Genomic DNA, 20,663 nt, shown 5'->3' on the forward strand with positions numbered 1-20,663 from the left:
GTGTTTATCCTCCGACAGCAGAAAGCGTGCGCAGCGTGGCGATTTTGTCCGGGCGGAAACCGCTCCAGTGATCGTTATCTGCCATCACGACCGGTACCTGGCGGTAACCCAGTGATTTCAGGTTGTCGATCGCCTCGGGCTGGCTGTCGAGATTGATAAGCTGATAGGCGAGACCCTGACGGTCCATCGCATTTTTGGTTGCCGTGCACTGGACACAGTTATCTTTAGTGTAAATAATAATGCGCATGATTCGTATTTCCCTCTATATGCGGTTCTGATGTCAGGAAACAGAGCTGGAGGAGCAGGTTGCGGGCCTCATTCTGCCGGACATCTGGTGTCGTGCTGATGAGATAAATACTAGATGTAGTGGTTTTGTGGGTCAAGCCCACCAGATATAGGGTTTTATGATTTGCATTTGCGCAACAGCGGCAAAGCCAGCAGGGATGCGCCCTGCAGCCTGGAAAAATCTTTTGTAAATGTCATCGGCCAGAAAAAGGGCATAAAAAAGCCCCGCACAGGGCAGGGCTCAGGAGATTTTCTGGAGTTGAGCTTAGCGGCGTGAAGCCAGCAGCACACCCACTACGATACCGAAAGCGGCACCGATACCAACACCGTGCCATGGCTTGTCATGGACATAAGTGTCAACCTGCGCACTGGCATCACGCGCAACCTGTGAAACACGGTTGCTGCCGCCGTTCAGTCTGGAGCGGGTCTGTTTCAGCAGCTTTTCTGCCTGACTGCGTGCAGAATCCACTTCGTCTTTGGCGTCACTGCCGTAAGATTTCAGCAGCGCTTCCAGTGAATCGGCCAGTTCGTTAACATCCTGATTAATATCAATGTCATCGTTTTTTACAGTGCGATTAAACATTTTTTAGCTCCCTTTGATTTAAAAACGTAATACTAGTGTAGACGACCTTGAGATAAACGAGACGCGGGAGTGTTCTTTAGGGAAAATTCCGAATGCCCACTCTGTCATGCTGTTGTAAGGTTGCGAAGCTTTTGAAAGAGGAGAGGATCGAGCATGTATTTACGACCAGATGAGGTAGCGCGCGTACTGGAAAAAGCGGGTTTCGAAGTCGATGAAATTACCCCACGGGCCTATGGTTATCGCCGTGGAGAGAACTATGTTTATGTGAATCGCGAAGCGCGCATGGGGCGCATGGCACTCGTCATTCACCCGACACTGAAAGAGAAGAGCCAGCCGTTCGCTGAACCTGCTTCAGAAATGAAGACCTGCGATCACTACACCCAATTCCCTCTCTACCTGGCGGGTGATTCACAGGAACACTACGGCATCCCGCACGGATTTAGTTCCCGCATGGCGCTGGAACGTTATATTCAAAGCGTTTTCGGCTAACGCATCAGGCCCCGCCGCGACGGGGCACTGAACCGCCTTTACCTCCTCCCTGTTTCCCTGCCGTTGCAATTACCGGCTGTGACGCGTATAAAACTGTCCCTTATAGATGTTTAGACGTCCATACGGATAAAAGTGATGAGCGAACAGCCAACTCCCTCGCAGGAACAATTTAAACGCACCATGAAAGTGCGCCATCTGGTGATGTTATCGCTGGGCGGCGTAATCGGCACCGGCCTGTTTTTTAACACCGGCTACATCATTTCCACCACCGGGGCGGCGGGGACGCTGCTCGCCTATCTGATTGGCGCGCTGGTGGTCTGGCTGGTGATGGTCTGTCTGGGCGAGCTCTCGGTGGCGATGCCGGAAACCGGCGCGTTCCACGTCTATGCCGCACGCTATCTCAGCCCGGCAACCGGCTACACCGTGGCCTGGCTCTACTGGCTCACCTGGACCGTCGCCCTCGGCTCCAGCCTGACGGCGGCGGGCTTCTGTATGCAGTACTGGTTCCCGCAGATCCCGGTATGGATCTGGTGTCTGGTCTTCTGCTGCGCCATCTATCTGCTGAACGTTATCTCAACCCGCTTCTTCGCCGAAGGGGAGTTCTGGTTCTCGCTGATTAAGGTGGTGACGATTGTCGCCTTTATCGTGCTCGGGGGTGCGGCGATGTTTGGGTTTATCCCGATGAAGGATGGCACGCCCGCACCGGGCCTGAGCAATCTGACGGCGCACGGCTGGCTGCCTAACGGCGTACTGCCGATTCTGATGACTATGGTGGCAGTCAACTTCGCTTTTTCCGGCACCGAGCTGATCGGTATTGCGGCCGGTGAAACCCAGCAGCCGGAGAAAGTGCTGCCGCTGGCGATCCGTACTACCGTGGCCCGGCTGATTATCTTCTTCATCGGCACGGTATTTGTGCTGGCGGCGCTGATTCCTATGGATCAGGCGGGTATCGTGAAAAGCCCGTTCGTGCTGGTCTTCGAAAAGATCGGCATCCCGTGGGCGGCTGACATTATTAACTTTGTGATTCTGACCGCTATCCTGTCTGCGGCCAACTCCGGACTCTATGCCTCCGGGCGGATGCTCTGGTCGCTGGCCAATGAAAATACGCTGCCGCGCGCCTTTGCCCGGGTGAACAAGCGCGGCGTGCCGATGCTGGCGATCACCGTCAGCATGGTGGGTGGTTTGCTGGCGCTGGTCTCCAGCGTGGTCGCACCCGACACGGTGTTTGTGGCGCTGTCGGCCATCTCCGGCTTTGCGGTAGTAGCCGTCTGGCTCAGCATCTGCGCTTCGCATTTTGTTTTCCGTCGCCGCCATCTTCAGCAGGGCAAATCGCTGGCCGATCTGGCCTACCGTGCGCCGCTCTATCCGCTGACGCCGGTGCTGGGTTTCCTGCTCTGCCTGCTGGCCTGTGTCGGTCTGGCATTCGATCCGACTCAGCGTATCGCGCTGTGGTGTGGCATCCCGTTTGTGCTGTTCTGCTATGCCGCTTACCATCTGACTCACAAATCATCCCCGAAGCCTGAGGAGGCCAATGATGTCGTATAACCCTGTCGCGCAGGCTTTAGCGGAGTCGCCACTGCTGATTCTGGATGGTGCCCTGGCCACCGAGCTGGAAGCCCGCGGCTGTCATCTGGCCGATGCGTTATGGTCAGCTAAGGTGCTGATGGAAAATCCTGAGCTGATCTATCAGGTGCACTACGACTATTTTGTCGCTGGCGCGCGCTGTGCCATTACCGCCAGCTACCAGGCGACGCCGCAGGGCTTTGCCACTCGTGGCCTTGATGAGGCGGAGTCACTGGCGTTGATCGCGCAGAGCGTCGAGCTGGCGCGGCGCGCCCGTCACGATTATCTGGCGGTCCGGCCCGACGCAAAAACGCTGCTGGTAGCGGGATCGGTTGGTCCCTATGGCGCCTTCCTGGCGGATGGTTCGGAATATCGCGGCGACTATGCGCTGCCGGAAGCGGAGATGATGGCGTTTCACCGCCCACGCGTGCAGGCGCTGCTTGCGGCGGGTGCCGATCTGCTGGCCTGCGAAACCCTGCCTTCGTTTGCCGAAGCGCAGGCGCTGGTGAAGCTGCTGGCTGAATTTCCTGAAGGCCGCGCCTGGTTCTCGTTTACCCTGCGTGACGCCGGACACATCAGCGACGGCACGCCGCTGTCAGACGTCGTGAGCTGGCTGAATCAGCAGCCGCAGGTGGTAGCGGTGGGGATCAACTGTGTGGCACTTGAGAGCGTGACGCCTGCGCTGCAGCAGTTGCAAAAGCTGACCGACAAGCCGCTGGTGGTCTATCCCAACTCCGGCGAGCAGTATGATGCTGGCAGCAAAACCTGGCACTCAGCGCCATCAGGCTGCACGCTGCATGACAAACTGGCAGAGTGGCAGCAGGCGGGCGCGAAGCTGATTGGCGGCTGCTGTCGCACCTCACCCAACGACATCGCGGCTATCGCCCGCGCTTGTCAACCGCAATAAGCTGGCTGAATCGGGCGATGATAGCCCGATTGAGGCGGAGAGGGCGGTCTACACTCTGATCACTGATCACTCTGTGGACCCCTTCATGAAACAGCGAATTCTGGCCCTGGCCGCCGCGCTGCTGCTTAGCGGCTGTGCCACCATTGTCGGCAATGAAACCCAACTGGTGCGCATCGACTCCTTGCCGCAGGGCGCGCGCTTCACTGTGCAGGATGAGCGTGGCTATGCGGTTGCGCAGGGTTTCACGCCGCAGACCGTTGAACTGGAAAAATCTACCGGCCGCTACTTCGGCAAAAAGCACTACCTGCTGATGCTGGAAAGCCCGGGCTACGTGCCGGTCACGGTGCCTATCGAGGCACGCGCTAACCTGTGGTATCTGCTGGGCAATATCCCGCTGGGTGGCTTCCCCGGCTGGCTGCTGGTCGATCCCTTCTATGGGGGCATGTACGACCTTAAGCCTGAACACCCGCGTCCCTTTATGAACCCGGTTGGCGCGCGCGGCTGATTACTGCGCGGTCGGCTTCACCATTCCGCCTGGCGTTTTATGGCGTTCCAGATACTGATGCTGGAAAATGCACATGCGGATGGTGTTGCGGTACTCCCCGTTGATGAAAAACTCATGTTTAAGCACGCCTTCGATCTCAAAGCCGAGCTTGGTGTAGATGTGGATCGCTTTTTCGTTCTCCTGATCGACAATCAGGTAGAGCTTGTAGAGATTCAACACCGAAAAGCCGTAATCCATCGCCAGCTTCGCCGCCTGGGTTGCCAGTCCTTTGCCCTGATGGGCCGGGTCGATAATGATCTGAAACTCGGCGCGGCGGTGCACATGGTTGATTTCCACCAGTTCCACTAATCCCGCTTTCTGCCCGTTGTGCTCGACCACAAAGCGACGTTCGGTCTGATCGTGAATGTGCTTGTTGTAGAGATCGGACAGCTCCACAAACGCCTCATACGGCTCCTCAAACCAGTAACGCATCACGCTGGCGTTGTTATCCAGCTGATGGACAAAGTGCAGATCTTCCCGCTCCAGCGGACGCAGTTTTACCGTCATTGCCTTTTCCTCTCATGAAATAATGGTCGCGAGTATACCGCATCAGCCAGCCGCTGCGTTTTGCGCTGTTGCATTCGCGTGTCTGCTTCAGTCTGTAAACGTTTACAGCGTCGCGTGGCAATCTAATGACTCAGAGGAAGAGAACAGCGCGCCGTTCTGGCAATAGAGAGGATGACGCTAATGGCGAAAGAAGGGGATGTTACAGAAAGGCGTGGCGGATGCAGCAGCGCCGGACGGCAGGTCAACGCCGTCCGGCCTGATTTCAGGCAGAGATCTGTTCGATGATACGACCCTGCGACATGTGCACGGCGCGATCGCACATGTGATCGATCACGTCGGGATCGTGGCTCACCAGCACCATGGTCAGGCCATCCTGCTGTTTCAGATCGTTGAGCAGATTGAGGATCTCCGCCTGCACTGACATATCCAGCGCCGACGTCGGCTCATCCAGCAGCAGGATCTTCGGCTGCAGCAGCAGGGCGCGCACGATGGCGACGCGCTGACGCTGGCCGCCGGAGAGTTGATGCGGATAGCGATCCGCCAGGGCGGGATCGAGCCCGACGTGACGGAAGCCCTGATCGATACGATCGTTGATACTGTCGCGTTTCAGCAGCTTCAGCGGCTCGGCCAGCGTGCGACGCAGCCGGTGACGCGGATGCAGCGAGGCATAGGGATCCTGAAACACCATCTGCACTTCCTGACGCAGCGCGCCGGTGAAGGCTTTACCCGGCTGAACCTCGTGACCGGCAAGCTGCATCTGACCCTGCCAGTGTGGGTTCAGACCTGCCAGCACCCACAGCAGCGACGACTTGCCGCAGCCTGACGGACCCACCAGACCAAAACACTCGCCAGCGTTAACCTCCAGGTTAACCTCATGCACCACGGTGCGCAGCTCGTAACCCTGTTTGTGGGCGACGCTTAGATTCTGCAGCTTAATCATCATTCGCCTCCAGCGCAGCGCGGTCCAGCACCGGTAAAGTCTGTCCGTGGGTCGCTTTGCCCGGACGGCAGGCCCACAGCGTGCGGGTGTAGGGATGGGTAGCGTGCGGCAGATCGGCGGCGGGCAGCGTATCCAGCAACCGGCCTTTATACATCACCATCACCCGCTCGCAATGTTCTGAAACCTGCTGCAAATCATGGCTGATTAGCAGCAGACCCATGTTGCGCGCCTCCACCAGACCGCGGATCAGCGCCAGCACCTGATCGCGCATGGCATGATCCAGCGCGGAGGTCGGTTCATCGGCGATCAGGAAGTCCGGATCGGTAATCAGGGCGATCGCCAGCATCACGCGCTGGCCCATGCCGCCAGAGAGCTGATGCGGATACTGCTGCATCAGACGACGCGGATCGGGCAGGCCGACCGCATCCAGCATTTCACACACTTTCTCTTTGCGCTCGGCACGGCTCAGGCGGCGATGCAGGATCAGCGGCTCTTCCACCTGCCAGCCAATGGTGCGCGTCGGGTTAAGGGCATACTTCGGGTCCTGCATCACCATCGCCACGCGGTTACCGCGCAGCTGGTTCCAGTGACGCTCGCTTAGCGTCAGCGCATTTTCACCGGCCACCTGGAGCTGGCTGGCCTGCAGATGCAGCGCGGGCGAGAGTAAGCCCATCAGGCTGCGGGCGGTCAGTGACTTGCCGGAACCGGACTCACCGACCAGCGCCACGCGCTCGCGGCCTACGGAAAAACTGATGTTATCGACCAGCAGCGCATCGTCGCTGCGGATGGTCAGCCCCTCGGCATGGAGCAGATTATTTTGCATGACGGGTATCCAGTCGGTCGCGCAGGCCATCGCCTGTCAGGTTAAAGGCCAGGCTGGCAAACAGAATCGCCGCGCCCGGTGCAGCAGCAACCCACCACTGATCAAAAATGACTTTACTGCCTTCGGCCACCATCGAACCCCATTCCGCCGTCGGCGGCTGAACGCCCATACCGAGGAAACCGAGTCCGGCCGCGGCCAGGATAATCCCGCCCAGGCTCAGTGCGGCGCGGACTACCGCCGTCGGCATGCAGAGCGGCAGGATATGACCGAACATCAGGCGAAAACCCGTAATCCCCTGCATCCGCGCGGCGGCAAGGTAGTCGCTGCGGCGCAGTGCCAGGGTTTCAGCGCGTGCCTGACGGGCAAACGGCGGCCAGCTGGTCAGCGCCAGCGCCAGCGCGCCGTTCATCAGGCCAGGGCCGAGAATCGCCACCAGCGCCAGCGCGATCACCAGGTTGGGCAGCGACAGGAAGATATCGGTAATACGCATCAGCAGGCGTTCGGTCCAGCCGCCCACGTAACCGGCAGTGATGCCGATCAACAGCCCGGCCGGAATGGTCAGCACCAGAATCAGCGACACCAGCAGCAGGGTCGGACGCGCGCCGTAAATCACGCGCGACAGCAGATCGCGGCCAAAGCCGTCGGTGCCGAACCAGTGCTGTGCCGACGGCGCCAGCAGACGGCTCGACATGGTCTGCACGTTCGGATCGAACGGTGCAATCAGCGGCGCCAGCAGTGCCATCAGGATAAGAATCGCCACCAGCGTCAGCCCAACGGTTAACGAGGTAACGCGTTGACGGCGACGGCGTGGTCGCAGCGTTTCGAGTTCAGAGAGTTGTTGCGTCATCGGGTTCTCGGATCGGTTAACCAGGTTAAAACATCCGCCAGGGTGTTAATCAGGATAAAGCAGCTGCCGATTAACAGGGTTGAGCCCAGAATCGCCGGCACATCGCCGGAGAACAGCGCATTGGTCATATAGCGACCCACACCTGGCCAGGCGAAGACGGTTTCAGTCAGCACCGAGCCTTCCAGCAGCGTAGCGTAGGAGAGGGCGATCACCGTGACCAGCGTGCCCAGCACGTTGGGGAAGATATGGCGCAGCAGGATGCGCACCCGACCCGCGCCTTTAGCACGCGCCAGCACCACATACTCTTTGCTGCTCTCTTCCAGCAGCGCAGCACGCAGCAGGCGGGTAATGCCCGCCATCGCCAGCAGGCCGAGGATCACCACCGGCAGCCAGAGGTGCGCAATCGCATTGCGGAACATCTCCGGTTCACCCGACAGCCAGCTGTCGATCAGCACAAAGCCGGTTTTCGGCTCCAGGGTGTAGACCCAGATATCATCCAGCCGTCCCGGTCCGGCGGACCAGTGCAGCACCGCATAAAAGAGCAGCAGGCCCAGCAGGCCGAGCCAGAACACCGGCACCGAGTAGCCCAGCAGCGAGACAAAGCGGGCGAGATTATCGATCCAGCTCCCCGGTTTCCAGGCGGCCAGCAGCGCCAGCGTCACGCCGAACACCACCGCGAAGATCATCGCACAGGTCGCCAGCTCGATGGTGGCGGGGAAGGTGGTCATCAGGTCGCCGCTCACCGACTGATTGGTGAGGCGGGAGACACCCAGATCGCCCTGCGCCAGATGTTCGACGTAGCGCCAGAACTGCATCAGCACCGGCTGGTCGAGACCCAGGTCATGACGCACCTGCTCATAGGTAGCTTCACTGGCGTGATCGCCGGCGATCTGCTGCACCGGATCGATCGGCGAGAGATGCGACAGCATAAAGGTGAAGGCGAGCAGGCCAAGCAGCGTGACCAGCAGCGACAGTACGCTACCGATCAGGCGCCCACCACGCTGCCAAAAAAGCCGGGCGAACCCGGCTGAAGGAACAGACTGTGCCATTACTTAGTGACCTGCGAGTAATACACCATGTCAGGGTTAATGCCCTGCACATAGCCTTTCAGGTTGTCGCGCAGGGCGATCAGGTTCTTCGCCTGCATCCCAATCACATACGGTGAGTTCTTCATCACTTCACGCTGCATCGCTTCATACAGCGCCACGCGTTTCTTCGGATCGCTCTCGGCCGTCGCCGCAATCACCTGCTTGTTCAGCTCAGGAATGTGCCAGTCTGAACGGAAGGCGATGGTTTTGCTGCCATCTTCCGGATTGTAAGCAAACGAGGCGGCATTGGTGTTGGGATCGAAATAGTCGGAGCCCCAGGCATTCAGCGTCGCTTCATATTTGTGCGCTTTCACGTTGGTCGACACTTCGGAGCTCAGACCCGGCACCACTTCCACTTTCACGCCCGCTTTGGCGAAGCTGCCCTGCAGCGCCTGTGCGATATCCAGATAAGGCGGCTGGTTGCTGGTGGAGAGCTTGAAGGTGACGTTGTTCAGGCCCGCTTTCTTCAGAATCGCTTTGGCTTTTTCCGGATCGTAGCTGTATGGCGTGTCGTTGATCGCGCCCAGGAAGCCCTTAGGCAGGAAGCTCTGATGCACATCGAACTGGCCTTTCAGCAGCTCACTGGCGATGCCTTTGTAATCCCACAGGTAGCGTGCTGCTTCCCAGAAGGCCGGGTTCTTCATCGTCTCGTTCGCGCCGATGTTGAACTGGATATAGTAGAGCGACGCCATTGGAATCGCTTCCGTCTTCACGCCCGGTTTGCCGTTCAGCGCAGCAATCTGATCGGCACCCAGGTTACGGGCGATATCGGCATCACCCTGTTCCAGCAGCAGACGACGCGCAGCCGGTTCAGGCACGTTCTTGATCAGGATGTTCTTCATTTTTGGCGCGCCCGCTGGTGAGGTCGGGTTAGCGCTGAGCAGTACCACCTGATGCATCACCACTTTGCGGATCTGATACGGGCCGCTGCCCGCTGAGTGGGTGGCCAGCCAGGCGTTACCGAAATCGCCGTTCTTCTGGTTCGCCATCGCGGTTTTTTCATCAATGATCGATGAAACCGGGGCAGAGAGCAGGCTCAGGACGTAGGTCGGGCTGACGTTGGCGGTCCAGCTGATCTGCACATGATTATCGTCGACTTTCTTCAGGAAGCCATCGACGTTATCTTTGTTCCAGCCGAGCTGCGTCAGGATGAAAGAGGGATCGAGGTTCAGTTTCACCACGCGGCCCAGCGAGAAGATCACATCTTCCGGACGCAGCGGGTTGCCGGTAGAGAATTTCGCATCTTTACGCAGTTCAAAGGTCAGGCTGCGGTTGTCGCTGCCGGGCTGCCACGAGGTGGCCAGCGTAGGTTTCAGATCCACCGGATTCTGCGGGTCAGACTGCACCAGGCGCTGATAGATGTTCGTAAAAGCCTGAACGCTGGTCAGTTCAAACCCTTTAGCCGGGTCGAAGCTGTCTGCGTCGTCAGTTGATTGTGCAATCACCAGCGTATCTTTGGGTGTTGCGGCCTGGGCTGTGAAGGCGGCAGCCAGCGTCAGCGCCAGCAATGATGGAATTATAGTTTTCATGAAATTTCCTTGCCTCTAAAAAGTTACGCGAGTTTACGAAAGGGCCGATGCGAAGAATAGTCGAATATGGGCTAATCATATGCCAAAAGGTTATAAGCATTACCTGGCGGTTATAAGAAGATCGCCACGCTGTTACCGAAGCGGCAACCTGAGCAGAAACAAATCCTCAACGAAACCGTTATTCAATACGTTATTGCTTTACCGACGCCGGCCTCTCTTTATAATGGCGGCAGATAACTTCAGGAGAATTCAGTTGGACAGTCACCCGAGATTAACCTTTATTCTGGCAAGCTGAGTTTCCTCTGCTGCTTGCCAACCGGCGAGCAGCGATCCCCGCTTTAATTAACGATCGCGCTCCTTAATTTTAATCCTGTCATCACCAGGAGTGCGCGTTATGCTGCTGTTTATATTCGCTCTTTTTCCTCCGCCCCGTCTGGCGTAGCCCAGGCTGCGCCCAATCGCTGATATCAGACTTTTAAAACGCCGCGTATAACCGGCGTCAGGTAACCCTGCGCGCGTCATTATTTAGCGCGCCGGCGGAATAACCTGACTGTTTCTGAAAGTCACCCCATTAAATAACCCGGCCACGCCAGGTTTTATCCATGCACGATATTTCCCGTGCAGGACAACTATTGCTTTAAATCAGGGAGATGTCGAAATGAGCGACATGAAACTGGAACAGGTTGCGATCACTTCATCCGGCAACCGTAATGATAAAAAAAGTAAAAAAATGTTTGCTGTGGCGCAGCAGGCAGACCAGCACATTGATATGACGCTGGCGAACCTGCGCAGCCAGCGTCAGGGTCTGACCCAGGCTGAGGCGGCGAAACGACTGGCTTTGTATGGCCGTAATGAAGTGGCGCATGAGAAAGCGCCACCCGCGCTGATTCAGCTGCTGATGGCGTTTAATAACCCGTTTATCTACGTATTACTGGTCCTGGCGCTGGTGAGCCTGTTTACCGACTATATTCTGCCGCTGCGCGCCGGTCAGGAGACCGATCTCTCCGGCGTCATCATCATCTTCACCATGGTGATGCTGAGCGGGCTGCTGCGCTTCTGGCAGGAGTTTCGCACCAACCGTGCGGCGCAGGCACTGAAGTCACTGGTGCGCAGCCAGGTCACCGTGTTGCGCCGTGAGCCGGGCAGCGAAACCGCGCAGCGTCAGGATGTGGATATGAGTGAACTGGTGCCGGGCGATATCATTCTGCTCAGCACCGGCGATCAGGTGCCTGCCGATGTCCGTCTGCTGAGTTCACGTAATCTGTTTATCAGTGAAGCAGTACTGACCGGTGAGTCGCTGCCGGTTGAGAAACAGAGCAGCGATGCGGGTATCGATGCCGGAGGTCAGACCGCCCAGGAGCGGCTGGCATCACCGAATATCTGCCTGATGGGCACCAGCGTGGCCAGCGGCACAGCCAGCGCAGTCGTGGTAGCGACGGGCGGCGAAACCTGGTTCGGTTCACTGGCCTCATCGCTGACCGGAAGCCGTCCGCAGACCGCCTTTGATCGCGGGGTGAACAGCGTCAGCAAGCTGCTGATCCGCTTTATGCTGGTGATGGTTCCGGTGGTGCTGCTGATTAACGGCTTTACCAAAGGCGACTGGATGGATGCCACACTGTTTGCACTGGCGGTCGCGGTCGGACTGACCCCGGAAATGCTGCCGATGATTGTCAGCGCCAACCTGGCTAAGGGCGCGATTGCGATGTCACGCCGCAAAGTGATCGTTAAAAAACTCAACGCCATTCAGAACCTCGGCGCGATGGATGTGCTCTGCACTGATAAAACCGGCACGCTGACCCAGGACACTATCCTGCTGGCGCATCATCTGGACGCGCGGGGCAACGAAGATGCACAGGTGCTGCTGCTGGCATGGCTCAACAGCGGCAGCCAGAGTGGCGCGAAAAACCTGATGGATCGCGCCTTACTCTGCGCGGGCGACAAGGTCATTTTACAGTCTCAGCGCAGCCAGTTCCAGCTGATCGATGAGCTGCCGTTTGATTTTACCCGCCGTCGGGTGTCGGTGCTGGTGGAAGATCTGACTCAGCATCGTTCACAACTGATCTGCAAAGGCGCAGTGGAAGAGATGCTGGCCGTCAGCATTGCCGTGCGGCAGGGCGACACGGTGGTCGCACTGGATGCGGCACAGCGCGCGGCGCTGCTGGCGCAGACTGAACACTATCATCAGCAGGGTTATCGCGTGCTGCTGGTGGCAACCCGTGATGGCGAGCTACACGCGCCGCTCAGCGACAGTGATGAGCGCGATCTGATTATCCAGGGAATGCTGACCTTCCGCGATCCGCCTAAAGCCAGCGCGGGTAAGGCGATTAAAGCCCTGCGTGACAGCGGTGTGACGGTGAAAGTGCTGACCGGTGACAATCCGCTGGTGACGCTGCGGGTCTGTGCCGATGTCGGGCTGACCGATCCGGCCATGCTGACCGGCGATCAGATTGAGGCGATGAACGATGATGAGCTGGCTCAGGAAGCAGAGCGCTGCATCCTGTTTGCTCAGCTGACGCCGCTGCAAAAATCCCGTCTGGTGCGGCTGATGCAGCAGAACGGTCACACCGTCGGGTTCCTGGGCGATGGCATTAACGACGCGCCTGCGCTGCGGGCAGCCGACACCGGGATTTCCGTGGACAGCGCGGCGGATGTGGCGAAAGCCTCATCGGACATCATCCTGCTGGAGAAGGATTTACAGGTGCTGAATGAGGGTGTACTCAAAGGACGCGAGACCTTTGGCAACATCATCAAGTATCTCAACATGACCGCCAGCTCCAACTTCGGCAACGTTTTCTCGCTGCTGGTGGCCAGTGCCTTTATTCCGTTTCTGCCGATGCTGTCGATTCATCTGCTGATTCAGAACCTGATGTATGACGTTTCCCAGCTGGCGCTGCCGTGGGACAAGGTTGACCGTGAGTTTCTGAATAAGCCGCGTAAATGGGATGCCGGCAACATCAAGCGTTTCATGCTGTGGATGGGTCCGACCTCGTCAATTTTTGACGTCACCACCTTTGCACTGATGTGGTTTGTTTTCGGCGCTAACCATGCAGGCGTGCAGTCGCTGTTCCAGTCCGGCTGGTTTATTGAGGGGCTGCTGTCACAGACGCTGGTAGTGCATATGCTGCGTACCCGGAAGATTCCGTTTATCCAGAGCCGCGCCACCTTACCGGTGATGCTGACCACGCTGGCGGTGATGGCGCTGGGCATCCTGATCCCGTTTTCCCCGCTGGGTGCGATGGTCGGTCTGGTGCCACTGCCATGGCAATATTTCCCGTGGCTGGTGCTGACGCTATTCAGCTACTGCCTGGTGGCGCAGGGCATGAAGCGTTTCTATATCCGTCGCTTTGGTCAGTGGTTCTAGGGAGGAGAAGATGAAAAAAGGCAGGCTCGATACGGTATTTGTCGGCGTGATGATCATCGGCTTAACTCTGATTGTGCTGACGGTCATCGTGCGGTGATGGCGTTGTGATAGTGCGGTAAGTGAGAGGCAGCGAGGCGACTCGCTGCCTTTTTTTATTGATGCAGTTACTCTTCGTCGCGCTCACGGCTGGCGCGCTGGCGCTCGTAATATTCATCTTCTGCCGTGATGATCTCATCCATCAGAGAATCCATATCGACTACGCGCTCCTCTTCCACAAACTTCCCGGTAAGCGGTGTTTCCGGGGTGAGCTTGCCATCTTCATAGAGCAGCCAGATCTCTTTGGCGTAGCGCGTCTTCAGCAGCTGCGGAGCGAACTGACCGTAGTAAGAGGTGATATTGTCCACGTCACGTTCAAACATCGACTCGGCATGGTTATTGGCCGCCGCATCAACTGCCTGTGGCAGGTCGATAATCACCGGGCCCTGTTCATCCAGCAGTACGTTGAACTCGGATAAGTCACCGTGAACGATACCGGCACAGAGCATACGGACTATGTTGCGGATCATGGTGTGGAAATCCGTCACCGCCTGCTCTTCAGACAGAGAGACATCGCTGAGACGTGGCGCGACCGAGCCATTGGCATCGGTCACCAGCTCCATCAGTAACACACCGTCGATGCAGAGATAAGGCTGTGGAACGCGAACACCGGCGTTCGCCAGGCGGAACAGGGCATCTACTTCGGCGGTCTGCCAGGACTCTTCCTGCTGCTTACGGCCGAACTTTGTGCCTTTCTGCATGGCGCGGGCGTTACGGCTGTTACGGGTTTTACGGCCTTCCTGATACTGCACGGCCTGCTTAAAGCTACGCTGGGTCGCTTCTTTATAGACTTTGGCGCACTGCACCTTGCCGCCGCATAGCACGGTATAGACGTCTGCTTCTTTGCCGCTTTTCAGCCGCTGCAGGACATCGTCAATCAGGCCGTCATCGACCAGGGGCTGGATTCTGTTTGGGATTTTCATGCGGCTTTATACCTTATTTCACCCGCTTTTCGTATCACTTTGCGATGATGGAAAACATTGGCAATGACTGAACAAAGTTTCTAATTCTACCCTGGAAAGTCGCTTTGTGGGGATGAACCTTGATGAGCTGCGCTTTTGACCTTTGTTTTATCATAAACAATGGATTAGAGGGGAGAGCAGGAAGGTTTTATCCGCCAGAGCAACGCTTTGTCTTGTAACAGCCCTGTGGGCGGGGATTTAGTGTCAGAGAAATGTGCCTGAATAGCAGGCTGGCGGGAGGCTGAAAGCCGGAATTCTGCCAACAGAATTTCGGCCCGCCTGCGGGATTACTTCAGACCTTTAAGCACTTTAACCGTGCTTTCAATGTCGATCTCATCTTCAGAGAAGATCAGTGTCGTACCCTGGAAGGTGGTGACCGCCAGCTTTTTCAGCGAGCGCATCTCATTGGCGTTCGGGTCAGTTTTCGGCCGGATATTATTCAGCAACAGGCCCACTGACAACACCGCGTTCTCTTTATCGACACCGGCATCGACCGGCACTTCTTCGTTGTAGACCAGATAAGACTTAATCGAGGTGATCTTGAGCCGCTCGCCTGCGATATAGATGTATTTGCTGGTCGGGGCGACCTTCACCGCATAGGCGGATAAGCCCTTGTTGTTGGTGGTGGGTTCAAACGTCACCGCCGCATCTTTCTTGATCAGATCAGGATTGGCGACCTTAATCACATGAAAATAGCGGTTATCACCGTTTTCATCTTTGATAAAGCCAAAACCTTTATCTTCAAACCAGGTTGTGATTGTTCCGTTCATCGCCATTTTTGCCTGCTTAATCTACTCAGTTTTTTACAGCGCGCAGTGTAAAACACAATGCCTGCGCAGACTATATAAGTCTGGATGATAATTTTCAGGTGCGCCAGAGGGTGAGCGGCGGAAGGGGGCTTTGTGGCAGATGAAGGCGTGTGTGATGGAGTGTGTGTAGCGGCAGATAAAGACGAAGTGATGGGTCGGTAGAGCCGGGAACGGACATCAGCCACGTGATACACGTGGCTGTCAGCACTGGGCGTTGTTACGGGGATACCGGCGCTGTGTCGAATCAGGTTGTTGAGTCAGGCAGATTAACCGGCGAACTGCGCAAAGCTCGTCTGCCGGTGAGCGTCTGTTACTCGTTGCCCCAGCGGTTCAGGAACTCGGCAATTTCATCAATACGCTGCTCATCGATACCCGCTTCACGCGCCATATCTTGCTGCGACTCTTCACTGATCTCTTCGTTGTTCATCAGACGGGTGATCAGCAGCTGGAAGTAATGCGCCAGTGGGGTACGTTCAGCTTCGCTCACCGGCTTAGCGGACTCCGTCGCATACTCATCTGCGACATCATAGTATTTGAGAGAGATTTCGTTATTCATAGGGTGTCCGCAGAGTTGAGTTTGGGTTTAAGCGTTGGCAGGGCATTGTGGCCCGGCGTAGAGGGGTATTATTTCGTGTTTGGGTTGGGGCTGTAAAGGGGGAGTGGGGAGGCGGAAGGGAGTATAGTAATGACGTTGCAGAAAATGTTGATATACATGCCTGAAGCGCATTCGTACGGAAGGCCGCAAGGCTGCACAGACACAAAAAGCCCGCAGTACGTTTATCTCGCGGGCTCTGAGGAGTTCGACGAAGTTCTGGTAACCCTCCATCGAACACCAATGCTCGTTTATAAGGGATTGCCATGGTCACTATGCTTGTTGATGCTTTCGAGTATTCGCAGAAGCAACCCTTTACCATCTTCCGGTGCAAAGGCGTTAATATACCTGTCTCTGAACTCTGATTTTATCATTTCATCGTCATATGTCAGAAAGTTCATCACTTCTTTTTTTAGGTCTTCACGATCCTGGAGTGTTAATTCAGCTGTATAAATATCAATAGCTTCATCAATGGTGTCAGCACCTGTAATAAAGTCAAAGTCCTGATTTAATGTCCCTTCAATCAGAATATCTATATTAGTAGTGAGTAACATAGTTTAAACCTCCGGGAATGCAGTCAGAATATAGTAAGGCTTGCCGTTGTACAATTCATATTTAAGAACAACTTTAACTTTCGTTGCCGGAGTCAGTTTTTGACTATCCCTGAACAGGGAATAACCAATGGCTTTCCCGGTGTCATATTTGATATTTAAATTATGTCCTGGTCTGCTTGCCGCCCAAATCTTTACCCACTCTTTATTTACCTTTATGGCATCGGATATTGATTTTTCGGCCAGATCTATATTGGTGAAAGAGCTAATAGCATTTGGCGGGCGAGCCATATTTTCTGTGCTTTTTAACCGGGCTGCTAGTTCATGCTGCGTTTTACCAATATGCTTTAAAATTGCATGACCTCCGGGCGTGTTACCAGTTACTGATTCATGATGAATAAGTTTGATGCGTCCTGTGCGAATGGCTGCAATTCTCGCCGCTCCTACTCCCAGAGAAAGAGCAACAGGTACAGCAACATCGAAGGTCAAACCTACCTTCCAGGCAGTATCTTCATCAGCACCAAACTGTTTTGCCATCTCAATGGCGGTCCGATATGTTGCACTACGAACATTCTTGCCGCTCAGAACCTGATTTGCTGCAGTATTAATACTGTCCATGCTGTGCGAGCCAACCACGATGCAGGCCGCCTTTGTTAAGCCTGTAGGCTCGGGTGCCATACAAAGCGCAGTTGCCCCGGCCAGCTCAAGCGTTCCCATTACCAGCCCCAGCCCGCCCATAAGACGGTTAGACATTGTCTCAGATTCTGTGACTGACTTGTCAGAAAGGGCAGCAGCAAGCTGGACAGGAGACAATACTATCTTTAACCCATCATCCATGATTCAACTCCATCTGTGTGAACGACATCCTTTTTAAATCAGGCAGGTACGTGCCTTGACTAGATCTACTTTAAATAAACACTGTTTCTCTAAATCTTCGTTATCTGAATTATTCATTATTTGTTTTTAAAATAATATACTCAGGTCACTAACTATGGGGATTAACTCACACAGCAGGGTGCTAGCTAGTTTCGTTAGTTTATGAAGTTAGTCATAAGATTAAGCAATAATTGCATCAATTGGGATGTATGTTTTAAAGAAGATCGCAGATACAAAAAGCACGTAAAATTTTCATCTTACGCGCTCTAAGGACTTCGATAATGGTCGGCAGGCTGAGCCTGAATAGGTTATATGACTTGTTGTTCAGTGGCTTGTGATCTTCAGTTAGACTTTCATTTTGGAACCATTGTTGGTCCTAAAAGAAAATGTCAGGTTTTTTGTGGGAAGGGGAGTTTACAGAAGGAGTCTCTTCGTCTGTGAGATTAGCATTTTGCTTTCCTTACGACAGGTTGACAGGGGAAACCTGTCAACCTGCAGGCACGACGTTTCGAAAGCCCCATTGCCTAACATTTGACTTCCAAGGCATCCCGCATCTGGTCTGTCAACAGAGCTATCGGCCCAGTGCTGCTTCACTTCGGGTACCTCCATGCCGCCAAACTTTTTGCGTCAAGTGTAGAAGGTAGCGTTTGAAATAGCATGCTTGCCGCAGAGTTCCCGTGCCGAAACCCCGCCTTTGGTCTCGCGGAGGACATTGATGAGCTGCTCGTCGGAAAATCGCTTCTTCATGGGGATGTCTTCATGTGACTTATGAAGACATTACTAATATCGCGGTGAATTAATCAAAGAGGAGCAGGTCATCAATGCTGGTTAAGTGCGTTATTCAATGAATTTTATCGCTTAAATAATTGGGTTAATTTTGATGGCGATTTGCTTTTAACCCTCGCAAATTAGAAGTATTATTTTGAGATTATTCCACTTGCTATGCTTTTCCTCACCCTCTTTTCGGTGTGCATGAGAAGTCATTTTTAAGGTTTATATTCATGGAGTTATGGATATTTTTAGCAGCGATTTATGTTATTTATTTGTTTTTTTTCAAAAAGAAAAAGCATAGGTCTGCAGGGCCTTCTGTTCCCAGAACAGTCAAAGCTCCACCCAAAGCATGGGTTGCTGACATCAAGAAAAAAGAGGACCTTGTGCGAAAAGATGATGGTAAAGATGACGACTTGGCAACCTTTACACTGAGCAGTGGCCGGGGCGTAGAATTCCGAGTAACAACCAATCATCATCAGAAAACTTCAAAATCAGCAGGAGCATTGGCGCGGTGGGTACTTCCAGGTGAGATGATAACTGTAGCTGGTGTAGCAATTAGCGGTGGCTACATTTACTTAGGGCAACGTATGAAGCCCTCAGATCAGGAGTCAGGCGGCTATTATGACGATGGAAGTGAGGCATCATTAATTGATGACACATGTAAGATACAACCCACTTCTTTTTATTACGAAGACAGTTCATTAGGGTACTGGCCCAGTTTTTTCTCTCTTTCACCAGAAGCACGTGGCGCGTATGTCAGTTGGCTTGCCAGCGATAGGTCCGACCCTTCATGTCCCATAGGCTATGTTTTTATATATCTCTACGGTCTGGAAAGAAAAGCACTTGTAGATTCTACTGACCAAAATGTCTCTGATGCTGAGTTCCGTAACCTGTTCAATGAAATCTCCCGGTTAAGATCAGTATTCAATGAGAACCGCTCTTTCCGTGGATATTCGACCCAGTTACTCGAAGCCATGTCTATTCTGCGCCCGAACATGGATTTAGCCACTGCGCTCGATAGCGACTCAGGTTTCAGCAATGGCATGCAATTTAAGCTGGCTCTGGCAAAAACTGTGCATGAGGGCGTTCCTGTATCTGCCGAACTGGCATTGAAATGGGTAATAAACCATACCGAGTATGCGCTGCGTACCCCGGCTCGCCGCTGTGCCAAAGAGTTTGCTGCACTTTTCAAACGGCGTTACACCCTCAAATATGGTGAAGGGATGGTCGTTAAGGCGAATAAAACGCGCTTACGTTTAGATTACACTCCGGCAAGTCCTAGTTTACGAGGCGTCCGACTTCCTGTTCCCGACCTGCCTGATCCAAGTGCATTGAAGGGACCTGTCCAGAAAATTATGGCCCTTGCCGAAATATGTACAGATGAACTTGATGCTTACAGTCGTTACCTTGGTAGAAAAGGTACTTCAGTCAATGATACTGCTGCAATTATGTTGCTCCCTTCAGAGATCGTTAATGAAAGCGCAGAAAAAATATTAAGCTCATTCAAACTCTGGGCTGATGAGGCGATCCTCGGTAAGGAGGGATTAGTCTCAGTTGCTGACTTTTGGGCACATATGAATGCCACTTGCCCCACTAAGATCAATAAAAAAGAGGTCGATTTGATGCAGGCCTTTGCTCTGAAGATGGGCTACAGTCTGGCACCTGACCCATATTATCACCATGTGAAGGCTGATGTTGATGGTGCACTTGTTCTATTCCCAGCCGCCGAAGGTGGACGTTTCTCACCTTCAGCTGAATTTATTTCAGCTGTAATGACTCTCAGATTAGGGGCGATGGTCGCCTTGATTGACAATTCTCTTGATCAAGCTGAGCAGAAAGTGCTTGAGAATGCCATCAACAATAATACTGGTTTCACCGATGATGAAAAGCGCTCTCTACATGCGTATTTAACGTGGCAGCTTCATACCCCAGCCAATATGACTGGAATGAAAAGCAGGATTGAGTTGATGGGGGCTGCGGAAAAAGCTGCTGTGGGTAAAGTTATCGTTAGTGTTGCCTGCTCGGATGGGACAATAGCGCCTGCCGAAATCAAACAGCTTGAGAAGATTTATGCAAGTTTGGGTCTGGATCCCTCATCTGTCTCGAGCAATATCCATCAGCATTCCGCAGCTGAACATGATCTCGTCTCGTCTGTACCAGCTGTTCAGCCAACGGCAGGGTTCACACTGGATGCTAATGTACTTGCCCGCCACGAGTCTGCCACGGATGATGTCCGTAAATTACTGAACACAATTTTCACCGAAGAAGAATCGGAAGAACCAGTAAGTGCTCCAGTCTCATTAACGGAGGCGGGGGGCCTTGATTTCGCACATAGCCAGCTTTATCGCAGTTTGCTGGAGAAAGAACAGTGGTCCCGGAAAGAGGCGACAGAATTGTGCAGAAATTTTAATTTGATGCTCAGCGGTGCGCTTGAGGTGATCAATGACTGGTCCTATGCGGTTGTTGATGCTCCGGTGCTGGACGATGCCGATGATGATATCTGGGTTGACCTGGAAATTGCCAAAGAATTAGAGGGATAG

General features: G+C 54.5%; 20 protein-coding genes and 1 pseudogene. 7 read left to right on the forward strand and 14 right to left on the reverse strand.

The window, feature by feature from the left end; all coding sequences use genetic code 11:
• Positions 1–4: 4 nt before the first annotated feature.
• Positions 5–247 carry a glutaredoxin-like protein NrdH gene (gene nrdH / locus OK409_RS00095; protein ID WP_010257769.1) on the reverse strand — a complete coding sequence of 81 codons (243 nt, stop codon included), beginning with the start codon at positions 245–247 and terminating at the stop codon, positions 5–7.
• Between the two features lie 303 nt (positions 248–550).
• Positions 551–868, reverse strand: a complete 318-nt coding sequence (locus tag OK409_RS00100) for a DUF883 family protein (protein ID WP_010257764.1) — start codon at positions 866–868, stop codon at positions 551–553.
• Positions 869–1,021: 153 nt separating this feature from the next.
• Here OK409_RS00100 and OK409_RS00105 point away from each other — a divergent pair, with 153 nt between their 5' ends.
• The 4 genes from OK409_RS00105 to OK409_RS00120 all read left to right on the forward strand — a co-directional run bounded on the left by OK409_RS00105 (position 1,022) and on the right by OK409_RS00120 (position 4,332).
• The gene (locus OK409_RS00105; RefSeq protein ID WP_003850360.1) at positions 1,022–1,357 is read left to right on the forward strand and encodes a DUF2002 family protein; all 336 of its coding nucleotides are present in this window, start codon (positions 1,022–1,024) and stop codon (positions 1,355–1,357) included.
• 135 nt (positions 1,358–1,492) lie between these two features.
• Positions 1,493–2,902 (forward strand): S-methylmethionine permease, encoded by a 1,410-nt coding sequence (gene mmuP / locus OK409_RS00110; RefSeq protein WP_033758676.1) that lies wholly within the window; start codon positions 1,493–1,495, stop codon positions 2,900–2,902.
• Positions 2,892–3,827 (forward strand): homocysteine S-methyltransferase, encoded by a 936-nt coding sequence (gene mmuM / locus OK409_RS00115; protein ID WP_033778608.1) that lies wholly within the window; start codon positions 2,892–2,894, stop codon positions 3,825–3,827. Before mmuP ends, mmuM begins: the two co-directional genes overlap by 11 nt.
• A gap of 85 nt (positions 3,828–3,912) precedes the next feature.
• Entirely contained in the window at positions 3,913–4,332 is a 420-nt protein-coding gene (locus tag OK409_RS00120) for a hypothetical protein (RefSeq protein WP_010257757.1), read from the forward strand.
• Here the strand turns inward: OK409_RS00120 and speG are convergent, their stop codons facing one another.
• From speG to OK409_RS00150, 6 genes are all read right to left on the reverse strand, one after another.
• Entirely contained in the window at positions 4,333–4,878 is a 546-nt protein-coding gene (gene speG / locus OK409_RS00125) for a spermidine N1-acetyltransferase (protein WP_060680779.1), read from the reverse strand.
• 262 nt (positions 4,879–5,140) lie between these two features.
• Entirely contained in the window at positions 5,141–5,818 is a 678-nt protein-coding gene (locus tag OK409_RS00130; protein ID WP_158131426.1) for an ABC transporter ATP-binding protein, read from the reverse strand.
• Entirely contained in the window at positions 5,811–6,641 is an 831-nt protein-coding gene (locus tag OK409_RS00135) for an ABC transporter ATP-binding protein (RefSeq protein WP_031594057.1), read from the reverse strand. The genes OK409_RS00130 and OK409_RS00135 overlap by 8 nt, the downstream gene beginning before the upstream one ends.
• Positions 6,631–7,488, reverse strand: coding sequence for an ABC transporter permease (locus tag OK409_RS00140; protein WP_010257750.1), 858 nt, complete (start codon positions 7,486–7,488; stop codon positions 6,631–6,633). The genes OK409_RS00135 and OK409_RS00140 overlap by 11 nt, the downstream gene beginning before the upstream one ends.
• Positions 7,485–8,537 (reverse strand): ABC transporter permease, encoded by a 1,053-nt coding sequence (locus tag OK409_RS00145; protein ID WP_010257745.1) that lies wholly within the window; start codon positions 8,535–8,537, stop codon positions 7,485–7,487. The genes OK409_RS00140 and OK409_RS00145 overlap by 4 nt, the downstream gene beginning before the upstream one ends.
• Positions 8,537–10,105 (reverse strand): ABC transporter substrate-binding protein, encoded by a 1,569-nt coding sequence (locus tag OK409_RS00150; RefSeq protein ID WP_010257743.1) that lies wholly within the window; start codon positions 10,103–10,105, stop codon positions 8,537–8,539. The genes OK409_RS00145 and OK409_RS00150 overlap by 1 nt, the downstream gene beginning before the upstream one ends.
• Before the next feature lie 658 nt (positions 10,106–10,763).
• Between OK409_RS00150 and mgtA the strand changes: the two genes are divergently transcribed.
• Both mgtA and mgtU read left to right on the forward strand, forming a co-directional pair.
• The gene (gene mgtA / locus OK409_RS00155) at positions 10,764–13,466 is read left to right on the forward strand and encodes a magnesium-translocating P-type ATPase (RefSeq protein WP_264366622.1); all 2,703 of its coding nucleotides are present in this window, start codon (positions 10,764–10,766) and stop codon (positions 13,464–13,466) included.
• Between the two features lie 10 nt (positions 13,467–13,476).
• Entirely contained in the window at positions 13,477–13,563 is an 87-nt protein-coding gene (mgtU, locus tag OK409_RS22510) for a magnesium transporter protection protein MgtU (RefSeq protein ID WP_413231031.1), read from the forward strand.
• Between the two features lie 67 nt (positions 13,564–13,630).
• Here the strand turns inward: mgtU and OK409_RS00160 are convergent, their stop codons facing one another.
• The 6 genes and pseudogenes from OK409_RS00160 to OK409_RS00185 form a co-directional block, all read right to left on the reverse strand.
• Complete coding sequence (locus OK409_RS00160) at positions 13,631–14,485, reverse strand: PA4780 family RIO1-like protein kinase (RefSeq protein WP_033786757.1); 855 nt, start codon at positions 14,483–14,485, stop codon at positions 13,631–13,633.
• Positions 14,486–14,811: 326 nt separating this feature from the next.
• The gene (locus tag OK409_RS00165) at positions 14,812–15,300 is read right to left on the reverse strand and encodes a cold-shock protein (protein WP_010257735.1); all 489 of its coding nucleotides are present in this window, start codon (positions 15,298–15,300) and stop codon (positions 14,812–14,814) included.
• A 343-nt stretch (positions 15,301–15,643) separates the two neighbouring features.
• Positions 15,644–15,889 carry a YmjA family protein gene (locus OK409_RS00170; RefSeq protein ID WP_010672163.1) on the reverse strand — a complete coding sequence of 82 codons (246 nt, stop codon included), beginning with the start codon at positions 15,887–15,889 and terminating at the stop codon, positions 15,644–15,646.
• Positions 15,890–16,176: 287 nt separating this feature from the next.
• On the reverse strand, positions 16,177–16,479 hold the full coding sequence (locus OK409_RS00175) for a contact-dependent growth inhibition system immunity protein (protein ID WP_010672164.1): 303 nt from the start codon (positions 16,477–16,479) through the stop codon (positions 16,177–16,179).
• Between the two features lie 3 nt (positions 16,480–16,482).
• Positions 16,483–17,313: an RNase A-like domain-containing protein gene (locus tag OK409_RS00180; protein WP_264352559.1), complete on the reverse strand. Its 831-nt coding sequence runs from the start codon at positions 17,311–17,313 to the stop codon at positions 16,483–16,485.
• Positions 17,314–17,802: 489 nt separating this feature from the next.
• Positions 17,803–18,099, reverse strand: a pseudogene (locus OK409_RS00185) (transposase); the annotation flags it as partial.
• Positions 18,100–18,353: 254 nt separating this feature from the next.
• Between OK409_RS00185 and OK409_RS00190 the strand changes: the two are divergent.
• On the forward strand, positions 18,354–20,663 hold the full coding sequence (locus OK409_RS00190) for a TerB N-terminal domain-containing protein (protein ID WP_264366623.1): 2,310 nt from the start codon (positions 18,354–18,356) through the stop codon (positions 20,661–20,663).

The sequence above is a fragment of the Pantoea sp. RG18 genome, assembly GCF_025910075.1.
Classification (GTDB): domain Bacteria; phylum Pseudomonadota; class Gammaproteobacteria; order Enterobacterales; family Enterobacteriaceae; genus Pantoea; species Pantoea agglomerans.

Coding starts and splice junctions, on each gene's coding strand:
- OK409_RS00130 (WP_158131426.1), bottom strand. CDS start 5,818: ATGATTAAGCTGCAGAATCTAAGCGTCGCCCACAAACAGGGTTACGAG.
- mmuM (WP_033778608.1), top strand. CDS start 2,892: ATGTCGTATAACCCTGTCGCGCAGGCTTTAGCGGAGTCGCCACTGCTG.
- OK409_RS00100 (WP_010257764.1), bottom strand. CDS start 868: ATGTTTAATCGCACTGTAAAAAACGATGACATTGATATTAATCAGGAT.
- OK409_RS00170 (WP_010672163.1), bottom strand. CDS start 15,889: ATGAATAACGAAATCTCTCTCAAATACTATGATGTCGCAGATGAGTAT.
- OK409_RS00105 (WP_003850360.1), top strand. CDS start 1,022: ATGTATTTACGACCAGATGAGGTAGCGCGCGTACTGGAAAAAGCGGGT.
- OK409_RS00175 (WP_010672164.1), bottom strand. CDS start 16,479: ATGTTACTCACTACTAATATAGATATTCTGATTGAAGGGACATTAAAT.
- OK409_RS00180 (WP_264352559.1), bottom strand. CDS start 17,313: ATGGATGATGGGTTAAAGATAGTATTGTCTCCTGTCCAGCTTGCTGCT.
- nrdH (WP_010257769.1), bottom strand. CDS start 247: ATGCGCATTATTATTTACACTAAAGATAACTGTGTCCAGTGCACGGCA.
- mgtU (WP_413231031.1), top strand. CDS start 13,477: ATGAAAAAAGGCAGGCTCGATACGGTATTTGTCGGCGTGATGATCATC.
- OK409_RS00150 (WP_010257743.1), bottom strand. CDS start 10,105: ATGAAAACTATAATTCCATCATTGCTGGCGCTGACGCTGGCTGCCGCC.
- OK409_RS00140 (WP_010257750.1), bottom strand. CDS start 7,488: ATGACGCAACAACTCTCTGAACTCGAAACGCTGCGACCACGCCGTCGC.
- OK409_RS00145 (WP_010257745.1), bottom strand. CDS start 8,537: ATGGCACAGTCTGTTCCTTCAGCCGGGTTCGCCCGGCTTTTTTGGCAG.
- speG (WP_060680779.1), bottom strand. CDS start 4,878: ATGACGGTAAAACTGCGTCCGCTGGAGCGGGAAGATCTGCACTTTGTC.
- mgtA (WP_264366622.1), top strand. CDS start 10,764: ATGAGCGACATGAAACTGGAACAGGTTGCGATCACTTCATCCGGCAAC.
- OK409_RS00135 (WP_031594057.1), bottom strand. CDS start 6,641: ATGCAAAATAATCTGCTCCATGCCGAGGGGCTGACCATCCGCAGCGAC.
- OK409_RS00190 (WP_264366623.1), top strand. CDS start 18,354: ATGGAGTTATGGATATTTTTAGCAGCGATTTATGTTATTTATTTGTTT.
- mmuP (WP_033758676.1), top strand. CDS start 1,493: ATGAGCGAACAGCCAACTCCCTCGCAGGAACAATTTAAACGCACCATG.
- OK409_RS00120 (WP_010257757.1), top strand. CDS start 3,913: ATGAAACAGCGAATTCTGGCCCTGGCCGCCGCGCTGCTGCTTAGCGGC.
- OK409_RS00165 (WP_010257735.1), bottom strand. CDS start 15,300: ATGGCGATGAACGGAACAATCACAACCTGGTTTGAAGATAAAGGTTTT.
- OK409_RS00160 (WP_033786757.1), bottom strand. CDS start 14,485: ATGAAAATCCCAAACAGAATCCAGCCCCTGGTCGATGACGGCCTGATT.